The sequence below is a fragment of the Pauljensenia sp. 20925_1_27 genome (assembly GCF_041432835.1).
Classification (GTDB): domain Bacteria; phylum Actinomycetota; class Actinomycetes; order Actinomycetales; family Actinomycetaceae; genus Pauljensenia.
The window spans coordinates 24799-38072 of record NZ_JAPWAH010000003.1 but is presented as its reverse complement, the minus strand read 5'-3'; the positions used below and the strand labels follow the sequence as shown (position 1 = coordinate 38072).

The 13274-nt window shown below is 63.8% G+C and carries 13 protein-coding genes; all 13 read right to left on the bottom strand.

Going from position 1 to position 13274, the window contains the following annotated elements; genetic code table 11:
• The 13 genes from O3684_RS02940 to O3684_RS02880 all read right to left on the bottom strand — a co-directional run bounded on the left by O3684_RS02940 (position 1) and on the right by O3684_RS02880 (position 13271).
• Positions 1-1335 carry a DUF349 domain-containing protein gene (locus O3684_RS02940; RefSeq protein WP_500065000.1) on the bottom strand — a complete coding sequence of 445 codons (1335 nt, stop codon included), beginning with the start codon at positions 1333-1335 and terminating at the stop codon, positions 1-3.
• Between the two features lie 166 nt (positions 1336-1501).
• Entirely contained in the window at positions 1502-3802 is a 2301-nt protein-coding gene (locus O3684_RS02935; protein ID WP_500064998.1) for a RelA/SpoT family protein, read from the bottom strand.
• A gap of 77 nt (positions 3803-3879) precedes the next feature.
• Positions 3880-4419 (bottom strand): adenine phosphoribosyltransferase, encoded by a 540-nt coding sequence (locus O3684_RS02930; protein ID WP_500064995.1) that lies wholly within the window; start codon positions 4417-4419, stop codon positions 3880-3882.
• Positions 4416-5504, bottom strand: a complete 1089-nt coding sequence (gene secF / locus O3684_RS02925; protein ID WP_500064993.1) for a protein translocase subunit SecF — start codon at positions 5502-5504, stop codon at positions 4416-4418. Before secF ends, O3684_RS02930 begins: the two co-directional genes overlap by 4 nt.
• A gap of 1 nt (position 5505) precedes the next feature.
• The gene (gene secD, locus O3684_RS02920; RefSeq protein ID WP_500064991.1) at positions 5506-7434 is read right to left on the bottom strand and encodes a protein translocase subunit SecD; all 1929 of its coding nucleotides are present in this window, start codon (positions 7432-7434) and stop codon (positions 5506-5508) included.
• Between the two features lie 26 nt (positions 7435-7460).
• Positions 7461-7874, bottom strand: a complete 414-nt coding sequence (locus tag O3684_RS02915) for a preprotein translocase subunit YajC (protein WP_048677604.1) — start codon at positions 7872-7874, stop codon at positions 7461-7463.
• 179 nt (positions 7875-8053) lie between these two features.
• The gene (gene ruvB, locus O3684_RS02910) at positions 8054-9094 is read right to left on the bottom strand and encodes a Holliday junction branch migration DNA helicase RuvB (RefSeq protein WP_500065162.1); all 1041 of its coding nucleotides are present in this window, start codon (positions 9092-9094) and stop codon (positions 8054-8056) included.
• 4 nt (positions 9095-9098) lie between these two features.
• Positions 9099-9704, bottom strand: coding sequence for a Holliday junction branch migration protein RuvA (ruvA, locus tag O3684_RS02905; RefSeq protein WP_500064989.1), 606 nt, complete (start codon positions 9702-9704; stop codon positions 9099-9101).
• A 53-nt stretch (positions 9705-9757) separates the two neighbouring features.
• A complete protein-coding gene (gene ruvC / locus O3684_RS02900) occupies positions 9758-10387 on the bottom strand; it encodes a crossover junction endodeoxyribonuclease RuvC (protein ID WP_500062380.1) in 630 nt (209 codons plus the stop codon).
• Positions 10387-10980 (bottom strand): pyridoxal 5'-phosphate synthase glutaminase subunit PdxT, encoded by a 594-nt coding sequence (pdxT, locus tag O3684_RS02895; protein ID WP_500064987.1) that lies wholly within the window; start codon positions 10978-10980, stop codon positions 10387-10389. The genes ruvC and pdxT overlap by 1 nt, the downstream gene beginning before the upstream one ends.
• Positions 10974-11876, bottom strand: coding sequence for a pyridoxal 5'-phosphate synthase lyase subunit PdxS (gene pdxS / locus O3684_RS02890; protein WP_009647715.1), 903 nt, complete (start codon positions 11874-11876; stop codon positions 10974-10976). Before pdxS ends, pdxT begins: the two co-directional genes overlap by 7 nt.
• Before the next feature lie 2 nt (positions 11877-11878).
• A complete protein-coding gene (locus O3684_RS02885) occupies positions 11879-12640 on the bottom strand; it encodes a YebC/PmpR family DNA-binding transcriptional regulator (RefSeq protein ID WP_500064985.1) in 762 nt (253 codons plus the stop codon).
• A gap of 148 nt (positions 12641-12788) precedes the next feature.
• A complete protein-coding gene (locus tag O3684_RS02880; RefSeq protein ID WP_500064984.1) occupies positions 12789-13271 on the bottom strand; it encodes a SixA phosphatase family protein in 483 nt (160 codons plus the stop codon).
• Positions 13272-13274: the final 3 nt, after the last annotated feature.

Genomic DNA, 13274 nt, shown 5'->3' with positions numbered 1-13274 from the left:
TCACTCCATGGACGAGGAGATCTGTTCGAGCCACGACCGCTTGGTCTCAAGGGCTTCGCGAACGCTCTGCGCCGCCTTCTCGTCACCCTTGGCCTCGGCCTCGGACAGGGAACGCTCGAGCTGAGCGATCTGTTCCTCAAGCTGACCAACCATGCCTGCCGCACGAGCGCGGGTCTCCGGATTCGTGCGACGCCATTCCTTCTCTTCCGCTTCACGGACGGCGGCCTCGACGGCGCGCAGGCGGCCCTCGATGCGGTGCAGGTCGGAAGAAGGCACGCGGCCCACCTCTTCCCAACGGTCCTGAATCTGACGCAACTGGGCCTTGGCGCGTTCAATGTCGGTCACCGGCAGGATCGCCTCAGCATCCACGAGGATCGCTTCCTTGGCCGCGAGGTTCTCACGGTACTGCGCGTCCGTGGCCTCATCCTTGGCGCGACGGGCATCGAAGAAGACCTGCTGAGCGGCACGGAAGCGCGCCCACAGCGCATCGTCTTCCTTGCGGGACGCGCGCGGGGCAGCCTTCCAACGGTTCATGAGCTCGCGGTAGGCACCGGAGGTACGCGACCAGTCCTCGGACGAGGACAGGGCCTCGGCCTCAGCGATCAGCGCTTCCTTCACGCGCTTGGCTTCGGACTGCGCCTGGTCAAGCTGCGAGAAGAACTGACGACGGTGACGGTCGAACTGGGTACGCGCGGAAGAGAAGCGCTTCCAGAGCTCGTCCTCCACAGCCTTCTCCAGGCGGGGGCCACGGCGCTGAAGGGTCTTCCACTCTTCCAGCAGGTCACGCAGCGTTTGCCCGGACTGCTTCCAGTGCGTCTTCGCAGTATCCTGCGCGACAATCGCCTCGGCGCGCTCAACGACCGAGGTGCGCTCGGCAAGAGCCTGGGCCTTGGCTGCCTTGCGCTCTTCGCGAGCGACCTCCTTGCGTTCCTCGGCTGCCTTCTCGACGGCAGCAACGCGCTCACGCAGCGCCGGGATGTCACCGATAACGTTGGGAGAGGCGACCTGCTCTCGCAGCGTCGCGAGCGTCTGGTCAATGTCGCGCGGGCTCAGGCTCGCCAACCGATCCTCGAAGAGCTTAATCGTCGCCTCAAGGTCGGCGTAACGGCGCTCATAGAGAGCGTAGGGAGAAGCGGGAATACCCTCGGGGAAACCGCCAATGACGCGTTCCTCGTCTCCATCCTTGACATAGACGGTCCCATCCTCGCCGATGCGGGCGAAGGGATGCTCAGGCACCTCGGACACTGTTATCGTCGTCGAGGAAGCGACCTCCTCCGGCGTTGAGGGAGCAGCTTCAGGAGCGTTTTCGTTATTCGGAATCGGCGTCGTGGTCACGATATTCCTTCTGAGACGAGGGCTTACGCCCGGCGCGGGTGTGTGCCGATGTGACACACACATCTAGTGTGTCACATCTAACGACAAGGGGAAAGCGAATCGCCGGAAAAGGGGACGGATGTAACACCCATTTTCCGCTCATCAACGCAGGCCACCCCCGCCTCGTCTATGTGTCAGCACCAATGCGCACTGCCTCGAAGACACCGTCAACCCGACGCAGGGCGGACAGAACCGCACTGAGATGGCCAAGATCAGCCAGCTCGAAGGAAAAGTTGCCCGACGCGACCTGATCCCCGTCGGTCTTCAGCGCAGCAGCGAGAATGTTGACGCGGTAGTCGGACAGGACACGCGTCAGATCGGACAGCAGGCCGCCGCGATCGAGCGCACGCACCTCAATCTGCACCCGGAAAGGAGCCCCAAGCCCCTTCTCGTTCCACGAAACATCAACGAAACGCTCAGGCTGCAGCTGTCCCAAACGCACCGCGTTCGCGCACGTGGAGCGGTGCACCGAAACCCCTTGGCCGCGGGTAATGAATCCGACGATGTCATCCCCGGGAACAGGAGTACAGCACTTGGCGAGCTTAACCCAGATGTCGTTGGGACTCAGCCCAGCCACTGTAATCGCCGCATCACCGCTATGCTCCGAGCGAGGCTTCTGCGAGCCCGGCGTCACTCCCTCAGCAAGCGTCTCCTCTGTACCGTCTCCCCCACCCAGGTTATCGACGAGCCGGGTCACAACGTTTTGTGCGGAAATATGCCCTTCACCAACGGCGGCGTACAGGCCAGACACATCCGGGTACCCGAACGACGTCGCCACCGACAGAATCGAGTCGTGGTTCATCAGGCGCTGGAGGGGCAGGTTCTGCTTGCGCATCGTGCGCGCCAACGCTTCCTTACCAGCTTCGATGGCTTCCTCGCGGCGTTCCTTCGAGAACCACGCCTTAATCTTGGAGCGCGCACGCGGGGACGCAACAAAAGCGAGCCAATCGCGAGACGGGCCCGACTTATCCGACTTCGACGTGACGACCTCGACCGTCTCACCCGACTCAAGGCGCGTGTCAAGCGAAACCAGACGACCGTTCACCTTCGCACCCACGGTGCGGTGCCCGACCTCCGTGTGCACGGCATAGGCGAAATCAACGGGAGTTGCGCGCGCCGGCAGGACGATGACCTGTCCCTTCGGGGTAAACACGTAGACCTCGTCGCCGGCGATCTCATAGCGCAGCGAATCCAGGAACTCCTCGGGGTCTCCTGTCTCCCGTTCCATCTCGACCAGGGCACGCAACCAGTTCGCCTGCTCGTCCGAGCTCATCCGATCGGAATCGCCGCCCGTGGCATTGGGGTTCTGCTTGTACTTCCAGTGCGCCGCCACGCCGTGTTCGGCACGCTCGTGCATATCGAAGGTGCGGATCTGAATCTCCACGGGCTTGCCACCGGGACCGATAACCGTCGTATGCAGCGACTGGTAGAGGTTAAACTTCGGCATCGCGATGTAGTCTTTAAAACGACCCGGGATGGGATTCCACCGCCCGTGCAACGACCCCAAGACTCCGTAGCAGTCTTTGATCGACTCCACAAGGACGCGGACCGCGACCAGGTCGAAGACCTCGTCGAATGCCTTCCCGCGCACGATCATCTTCTGGTAGATCGAATAGTGGCTCTTCGGACGACCGCTGACCGTGCCCTTCGTGCCCGAGCGACGCAGGTCCTCCTCGATCTGATCGATGATGTCACGCAGGTATTCCTCACGCTGCGGAGCGCGCTCAGCAACGAGGCGGTCGATCTCCTCGTAGATCTCCGGGTACAGCGTCTTGAAGGACAGTTCCTCAAGCTCCCACTTCACCATATTCATGCCGAGGCGGTGAGCCAACGGCGCATAGATTTCGAGGGTCTCCTGCGCTTTCTTCGCCGCCGACTTCGCTGGGACGAAGCGCCACGTCCGAGCATTGTGGAGACGGTCAGCCAGCTTAATGAGGAGGACGCGGATGTCCCGGCTCATGGCGACGAGCATCTTGCGCAGCGTCTCGGACTGTGCAGCCGCCCCGTAATGCACCTTGTCGAGCTTGGTGACGCCGTCGACGAGGTTGGCGATGGCCTCGCCGTACTCGGCAGCCAACTGCTCGAGGGTGTAATCCGTGTCCTCGACCGTGTCATGCAACAGTGCGGCAACGAGCGTCGGCGTTGTCATACCCATCTCAGCGAGGATGGTCGCAACGGCAACCGGGTGGGTGATATAAGGTTCGCCGGACTTGCGCGTTTGCCCGCGATGGTGCTCTTCAGCGGTACGGTAGGCACGCTCAACGACGCTAATATCCGCTTTCGGATGGTTAGCACGCAGCGCGCGCACGAGCGGCTCAATTTCAGGGATTGTGGCGCGCCCACGCGAGCCAAACCACACGAGGCCGGAGCGCACCCGGGAACCAGCCGCCGGAAGCGCGGAGCCTGTTGTCATGTCGTCGCTGCTCATGGCCCCATGATAGCGACGAACGAGCGGGTCCGGGGATCAGACGATCCCCGGACCCGCTCACTGTCACAAAGCGATACTCACAGATGGAGTGCGGTCTCCACCGTCACATCCGAGAGCACCGAGCGGCCGCCCAGCTCATCAAGCTCAAGCAGAACGGCCACGGCCTCGACGGATGCACCGCACTGACGCAGCAGCCGCACCGCGGCATTCGCGGTGCCACCGGTGGCAAGCACGTCGTCGATGATGAGGACACGCTGACCCTCGTGGACGGACTCGGGATGCATCTCCATGCGAGCCGTGCCGTACTCGAGCTCATAGTCCACGCCGATAACGTGGCCGGGCAGCTTGCCGGCCTTACGGATCGTGAGCATGCCGAGCCCGAGTTCGGCGGCCACGGGGGCACCAAGGATGAAACCGCGCGACTCGAGGCCCGCGACGGCGTCGATGCGGCCCGCGTAGCGCGCACCGATCAGCTCGACCAGTTCTTTGAACGCCGGGCCGTTCGCGAACAGCTCGGTGATATCACGGAACAGGACGCCGGGTTCCGGGAAATCCGGAATCTCCAGAAGGTTATGTTGCACCAGGGCGGCGACGCGGTCGCCAAGCTCACCGATCATCGATGATTCTTCTTCCTGCGGGGCTGGTTCTCATTACCCAGACGCTGTCCGGGCTTGATCGGAGCCACCTTGACGGACTTCGGTGTGGAAGTCTCACCGGTGGCGGTGCGATGATCGCGCTCACGCTCGACCGCCGCGTTGTGCTCGCGGGTCTTGTTCGAGAGCTCCTGGAAGGTCACCAGGAGCGGCGACGCGATGAAGATCGACGAGTAGGTACCGGCGATCATGCCGACGAACAGGGCCAGCGAGATATCTACCAGCGTACCCGGGCCCAGGGCCACGGAACCGATTATGAGGATCGCACCGACAGGGAGAAGCGCCACAACCGAGGTGTTGATCGAGCGAACCATCGTCTGGTTGACCGCAAGGTTCACGTACTCGCCGAAGGTGTAGTGCTTCTGGTCGTAAACGTCCGACGTCAGCTCGCGCACCTTGTCGAAGACGACGACGGTGTCATAGAGCGAGTAGCCCAGAATCGTCAGGAAGCCGATGACGGTCGCGGGCGAAACCTCTACCTGGAGGATCGCGAAGACACCCACGGTGACGGCGATATCGTGCAGCAGCGCCAGGAGCGCGGAGGCAGCCATGCGCCACGAGCGGAAGTAGACGGTCATCAGCAGGGCAACGAGGGCCATGAAGATTGCGAGCGACTGCGCGGCCTTGGTGGTGACCGACGAGCCCCAGGAGGGACCGATCGAGGAGGACTGCACCTCGGAGGCATCCACGCCGTACGCGCTGGCCAGGACCTCGCGCATCTGCGCGGTCTGTGCGGAGTCGAGAGACGTGGTCTGAATACGCACGGAGTCAGAACCCACGCGCGTCACCTTCGGGCTGCCCTCAACGAGGCCGCTCGAGCTGACCGCACGCAATGCGAAGGACTCGCTCTGGTCGCTCACGTGAGCGACATCGAACTGGGAGCCACCGGTGAACTCGATCGAACGGTTGAGGCCAAGGATCGCGACGAGCGCGAAACCCACGACGATCACGCCCGCAGCCAGACCAACGAAGATCTTGCGCTTGGGAACGACGGCGTAGGACTTGTCGCCCGAGTACAGGGCGTTGCCCCACTGAGCAAAACTCATCATGTCAGTTCTCCTCTTCCTCGGTCGCGACCGTCGCGTCATCCGTCGATTCACTCGACGAGGCTTCCTCTGCCTCTTCCTTCGCCTTCGCGGCAGCAAGGCGCGCCGCACGGCGGCGCTCGGCGATCGACAGCCCGTCCCCGGCCTCGTCATCCTTGTTCTTGGAGGCGGAATCGCCACGAGCGACGACGCGCCCACGACCCGCGTACACGAGGGAGCTCTTCGCACCCAGGTGCTCGGGGTCCAGGCCAGAGAACTTGTGACCTTCGCCGAAGAAGCGAGTACGGATCAGCAGCTCCATCATCGGGTGGGTGAACAGGAAGATCACCGCGATATCGATGATCGTCGTGACGCCGAGCGTGAAGGCGAAGCCCTGAACACCACCCACAGCAAGCAGGTAGAGGACCACGGCAGCGACCAGGTTGACAGCGTCGGAGACGAGGATGGTGCGCTTGGCGCGATCCCAACCCTCTTCGACAGCAGCCTGCAGCGGTCGGCCATCACGCACTTCATCGCGAACACGTTCGAAGTACACAATGAAGGAGTCAGTCGTCACGCCGATTGCCATAATCAAACCCGCGACACCCGCCAGCGACAGGCGATAGCCCATCGCCCACGACAGCAGCGTAATCACCAGGTAGGTGATAATCGAGGCCACCACCAGGGAGCCCGCCGAGATGATTGCCAGACCGCGGTACTGCCAAATCAGGTAGAGGATGACGAGCAGGAAGCCGATGAGGGCTGCCCACAGGCCAACCGTCAGGTGATCGGTACCGATTGTCGCCGAGATCTGCTGTTCGGACTCGACCTCGAAGTTCAGCGGCAGCGAACCGAAGCTCAGCTGATTCGCGAGGGTGGACGCCGACTGAGCGGTGAAGTTACCGGTGATCTCAGCCTGTCCGTTGGGGATGATCGCGTTCATCGAGGGGGCCGTGATGACCGTACCGTCGAGGACGACCGCGAAGGAGTTACGGTCGGGACGGCCCTGGTAGAACGAGGAACCCGAGGGGTCAGACTCGTGGAATCCGTAGAGGATGGTGGAGGTGTCCTTGAACTTCTCCGTACCCGCGTCGTTGAACTGCAAGGAGACCGCCCACTGGCCGGTGGTCTGTCCGTTGCTGTTGCGCGCGAGACCGGCCGTCGCAGTCTTCAGGTCCGAACCCGGCACCGCCACGGGGCCGAGGATGTACTTGATCTGACCGGACTCGTCACAGGCAGCGTAGGGCTTGTCCGAGGCACCCTCGACGTGCTTCACGTCGGCCGCAGCCGAGCAGTCAAGCGTCAGGAAGTCGTACATGACCTGTTCGGTGATCCACGCCAGATCGGACGCGTTCTCGGGGGTCGTCGCAGGAGTATCGGACAGGACACCGTCCTGGTTGGTGTCAGCAATGCCCATCGCGGTCGACGCATCAAGAGCGGTGGACTGCACGCCAGACTGGGCCGCTTCGGTCGCCGGGGCGCCAGACTGGGCACCCGACTGCTCGCCGGACTGCGGCGTACCCGTCTGCGACGGCTGCTGGTTCTGGATGACGCCCTGGGCTGCGCCGATGCGCAGGACAGGACGGAAGTTCATTTGCGAGGACGAACGAATCAGGTCCAGCTGCTCCTGAGAGGGCGTGCCGGGGATCGACACCATGATGTTCGAGTTACCCATCGAGGTAATCTCGGACTCGGACACACCCGAGGCGTCGATACGGTTACGAATAATCGAGATCGCCTGGGTAATGTCCTCTTCGGTAATCTCGCGCTGTCCGTCACCCGTCACGGTCGGGGTCAGGATGAGCTGAGTACCGCCCTTCAGATCGAGGGCGAGATCAGGATACGGAGACACGCCCTCGCTCAAGTGCCCGATCGCAAGTGCCGCACACGCCGCCACGATGGAGACGGTGAGGGTCACGAGCGCGCGCACGGGGCGTCGCTTATGTGATGCCACGGTTCTACTTTCCGTTCAGCCTTGACTTACTTCTGCTGCTCGTCGGGCTCGTTGTTGAAGAAATCATCGTTGGTCGGCTCGTCGAGGCCAAGGACCGTCTCGTCCTCATCCGTCGTCTCGTCCGCGCCAGCGGTCTCGAGCGTGTCCTTCTGCTCTGTGTCGGCGAGGGGCGGCTGACCGCCAATTTCGGCGATCATTTCACGCTCCCAGTACATCTCGTGCCCGTCGGTGGTCTCCAGGACGATGATGTCGCCGTCGAGGTCAACAAAACGACCCCAGAAGCCGACGCGGGTACGAACCCATTCTCCGGGCTTCACGGCGGCAAGCTGGTCGCGCTTTTCCTGCTCCATCTTCGCCATCTGCTTCTTGCGCGAGGACGAGGTCCACCACATAAAAGCGACCATGACGACGATCAGGATCACGAGGGTGTAGTTGTTCATAAAGGCTGATTCACTTTCGATGACGGTCAGGCGCTTGAAGCGCACCTTGCCAGTCTAATGCCCGAGGAGGGTTTTAGCCTAAGTGATCAAGGAGTGGCGCGGCGCGTGTATCACCCGAGCCTCTTTGACACCGCCATGTGCGGCTGTGGCCAGCCACGATGGGTACGAGGCCCACTCCCCTAGTCGAAGAGCGCCCCGTCCGGCGCGGGCGGCTGAAGCCCGAGGTGTGCCCATGCCTTGGGGGTTGCCATGCGTCCGCGGTTGGTACGGACGAGGAATCCTTCGCGCACGAGGTAGGGTTCTGCGACCGTTTCGACCGTTTCTGCTTCCTCGCCGATCGTCACGGACAGGGTCGTGAGACCGACAGGACCTCCTGCAAAACGGCGGCAGATGGCGTCAAGGACGGCTCGGTCTAGGCGATCGAGACCTGAGGGATCAACCTCGAAGAGCTCGAGCGCGCCGCGCGCGGCCTCGAGGGTCAGCTGCCCGTCACCGTGCACCTGGGCGTAATCAACAACGCGACGCAGGAGACGGTTCGCGATACGGGGCGTACCGCGCGAACGCGACGCGATCTCGTGGGCGGCCTGCGCGTCGATGGGCGATCCGAGCAGCGAGGCCGAACGGGTGACGACGGACTGAAGCTCATCGGTCTCGTAGAACTCAAGGTGGGCAGTGAAGCCAAAGCGGTCGCGCAGCGGAGCGGGCAGGAGCCCGGAACGCGTTGTCGCCCCGACGACCGTGAAAGGCGGGAGCGTCAGCGGGATCGAAGTCGCGCCGGGGCCCTTGCCCACGACGACATCGACGCGGAAGTCTTCCATCGCGAGGTAGAGCATTTCCTCAGCTGTGCGCGCGAGACGGTGGATCTCATCGATGAACAGGATGTCGCCTTCTTGGAGGCCAGACAGGATCGCCGCCAAGTCGCCCGCATGCTGGATCGCCGGTCCGGAGGTCAGGCGCAGGGAGGTTCCCATTTCGGCGGCGATGATCATGGCGAGCGTCGTTTTGCCCAGCCCCGGAGGGCCCGCGAGCAGGACATGGTCGGGGCTGGCTGAACGCATACGCGCGGCATCGAGAACCAGCTGGAGCTGTCCTCGCACGACCCGCTGCCCCACGAACTCCGAGAGCTTCTTGGGGCGCAGCGCGGCCTCGGCCGCACGTTCCAGCTCCCCCGCGTCGGGAGCGACGATGCGCATCGCATCGACGTCGAAACCCGAATCCATCTGATCAGCCACGTCCACCTCCCAAGCTCACGAGAGCGGCGCGCAGCATGTCCGAAGCACCGAGGCCACTGCCCGCCAGCTTCTCGATCGCCTTGGCGGCCTGAGCCTCGGACCATCCGAGACCAACCAGGGCGGCGCTCACCTCGGAGGCCACCGCATCCTCAGTGGGCGCGGGAGTAGCGGCGGTTTCTCCGCCCGGCAGGGCCGCAGGGGTTCCAAGCTTATCGCCGATCTCGAGCGCCATGCGCTGAGCCGATTTCTTGCCCACACCGGGAATACGCTGGAGAGCCGCCAGATCCTGTTCACGCACGGCGCGACGCAGGTCATCGGGACGCAAGACCGCCAGGGCTGCCAGCGCGATCTTCGGGCCGATACCCGAGACCGACAGGAGCTTCGTGAACACGTCGCGCTCATCCGCGGACTCGAAGCCGTACAGGGTCATTGAGTCCTCGCGCACGATCATGGACGTAAACACCGTCATCTCCGCGTCGCGGGAAGCACCCTGCGCGAAAGCCGGCGTCACATGCACGCGGAAACCAATGCCTCCGACGAGGATATCGATGTGGTCGAGGCCGACGCTCGCGACAGTGCCGCGCAGAATGGAGATCACTGCGTTCCTTTCGTTCATGGATCGCCCACACACGGGCGAACATATGTACGATTCTAGCCGCGCCTACGCCTCGGATCGACGGCACCCGTTCGGCGTTGCGCGGCCTGGGCCTCGGCCCACGCCCGTTGAGCGGGCGTCATCGATCCGCGAGCAGTCAGGCGACCCGAGATCGAGACGGCCACCGAAGAGTCCTCGGGAGCACCGAGGAGCCCTGTCCCCCGCCACGCGTGCGTGATCGCGATGGCCAGCGCATCGGCAGCGTCGGCAGGTTTGGGAGCTTTCGCGAGGCCGAGGATGCGCGCGACCATCGCCTGCACCTGCGCTTTATCCGCGTTGCCATTTCCCGAAACAGCAGACTTCACCTCGGAGGGCGTGTGAACGGCCATCGGCAGTCCGGCGCGACCGACGCAGGTCATCGCCGACCCCATGACCTGCATCGTGGTCGTTACCGACTGCAGGTTATCCTGCGCAAAGACACGCTCAATAGCAACGACCTCAGGTTCGTAGCGTTCGATGACGCTATCGATCGCGTCCGCGATGGTACGGAGGCGAAAGTGCGTCGCCAAGTCCTTATCGGTACGGGCAACCCCAACGTACACGAGCGAGGCGCGCCGCGACGCATCGACGTCGACGACGCCGAGGCCGCAGCGCGTCAGGCCCGGGTCGATGCCCATGACACGCATCAGGCGCGCTTCACCATATCGACGAACATCGCGTGAATACGGTCGTCCCCACCCACCTCGGGATGGAAAGACGTCGCCATCACGTTGCCGCGGCGTACGGCGACGATCGGGCCATCAGCACGGTTACCGGCGCGCGCGATCACCTCGACGCCCTCGCCCACCGACTCGACCCACGGAGCGCGGATGAACACGGCATGGAACGGACCACCCTCAAGACCCACGACATCCAGGTCTTCCTCGTAGGAGTCGACCTGGCGACCGAAGGCATTGCGGCGCACAACCATGTCAAGCGCACCGAAAGAACGCTGGTCCGCTCGACCGTCCAGAATCGACGAGGCGAGCATGATCATGCCCGCGCACGTCCCATACACGGGCATGCCGGACGCAATGCGTTCATTCAACGTGTCAAGCAGCCCGAAAGACAGGAGGAGATTCGACATGGTCGTCGACTCACCGCCCGGAATGACAAGGCCGTCAACCTGCTCCAGTTCGCAAACCCTTCGCACAAGCAGCGCGCGGGCGCCGGAGTTTTCCAGCGCCCGCACATGCTCTGCGACGTCGCCCTGAAGGGCGAGAACGCCGATGGTCACCATCCGCGCTCCGCGAGGCGATGATCAACGGGCAGGTCGTCGACGTTAATACCGACCATGGCCTCGCCCAGGCCACGCGAGACCTCGGCGATGACGGACGGATCATCGTAGAAAGTCGTGGCCTTAACGATGGCGGCCGCGCGCTTGGCGGGGTCACCGGACTTGAAGATGCCCGACCCAACGAACACGCCCTCGGCACCCAGCTGCATCATCATGGCAGCATCGGCGGGGGTGGCGATACCACCGGCCGTGAACAGCACGACGGGGAGGCGACCCTCGCGCGCGACCTCGGCGACAAGCTCGTAGGGGGCCTGCAGTTCCTTGGCCGCGACGTAGAGCTCGTCCTCGGGCAGGGAGGTCAGGTGGCGGATCTCATCGCGGATCTTACGCATGTGCGTGGTCGCGTTGGAGACGTCGCCGGTGCCGGCCTCGCCCTTGGAGCGGATCATAGCCGCGCCCTCGTTGATGCGGCGCAGCGCCTCACCGAGGTTGGTCGCACCGCACACGAAGGGGACGGTGAAGTTCCACTTGTCGATGTGGTGGCTGTAGTCGGCGGGGGTCAGGACCTCGGACTCGTCGATGTAGTCGACGCCGAGGGACTGCAGGACCTGCGCCTCGACGAAGTGACCGATGCGGGCCTTGGCCATCACCGGGATCGACACGGCCTCGATAATGCCTTCGATCAGGTCCGGGTCAGACATGCGGGCCACGCCACCCTGGGCGCGGATGTCGGCAGGGACGCGCTCGAGAGCCATGACGGCCACGGCACCCGCATCCTCGGCGATCTTCGCCTGCTCGGGGGTGACGACGTCCATGATGACGCCACCCTTGAGCATCTGGGCCATACCGCGCTTGACCTGAGGGGTGCCGACCTCGCGCTTAGCGGTCGAATCGCTCATGTTCACTCCTGCTCTTCCAGCTGGGCACGAACCTCGTCCGACAGGGACATGTTCGTGTAGATGTTCTGCACGTCGTCGGAGTCCTCGAGGACGTCGATGAGCTTGTTAACCTTGAGGGCGCCCTCGAGATCAAGCTCGACCTCGGTGGAGGCGACGAACTGGACTTCGGCGGAGTCATAGTCGATGCCGGCGTCCTGCAGAGCGGTACGCACGGCGACAACGTCCTTGGGGTCGGACTCGACGACGAAGAGCTCGCCGGCGTCCTCGACCTCTTCGGCGCCCGCGTCCAGGACGGCCATCATGATGGATTCCTCATCCACACCGTCGGCGGCGGGCACCTCGACGATGCCGCGACGCGAGAATAGGTAGGACACCGAACCCGGGTCGGCCAGCGAGCCACCGTGACGGGTGAAGCCCAGGCGCACGTCGGAAGCCGCACGATTACGGTTATCCGTCAGACACTCCACCAGGAAGGCGACGCCGCCCGGGCCGTAGCCCTCGTACATGATCGTCTCGTAGTTCGCGCCGCCGGCCTCGGCACCGGAGCCGCGCTTGACGGCGCGGTCGATGTTGTCGGCGGGGACGGAGTTCTTCTTCGCCTTCTGGATGGCGTCGTACAGGGTCGGGTTGCCAGCGGGGTCGCCGCCGCCCGTGCGAGCTGCAACCTCAATGTTCTTGATGAGGCGCGCGAAGAGCTTGCCGCGCTTGGCGTCAATGGCGGCCTTCTTGTGCTTGGTGGTCGCCCACTTAGAGTGTCCCGACATCACTTCTCCCTGTTGGGTGGATAGATACCGCCATATTCTAACGCGTCTGCGGCCCCCATCCGCATCCGGGCGGGCCCCACGTGGACAAACGTAAACACAGTCACAGGAACAATGGACGAGGCCGGGGCCGCTTGTGCTTCTCCGGGACCTATCGGGTGGGCGGGGTGAACAGGACGCGCAGGGTGCAGCTGGTGGGGGCCAGATCCTCCCAGGTGCCGTCGAACGTAAGGATGACCGCGGTCGCAGTGGGCACACCTCGAGCGACCTCTCCCCGATCGTCCTCGCGGGCCAGCACGTATCCGGCACCGGAGATGGTGGGCTCGTGACCGACGATGAGTGCTCTGTCGCCCTCGAAAGTGCGCGCCAAGGTCAGGATATCTTCGTCGTCGGCGTTGTAGACACCGCGGTCGAACCAGCTGTCACGGATCTGGACACGCTGGCGGATCTGTTCAAAGGTCTGCTGAGCACGTGTGGCATCCGAGCACACCGCAACGTCGAACACGCCGACCTCACGGCTCAGGGCACCGCCGAGGCGCACCGCCTGGTCGAGGCCTGCTTGCGTGAGGGGTCGGACGTGATCGGGGTAGGAGTATGCGGCCTGCGCGTGGCGAACGAGAACGAGGGTTGGCATACT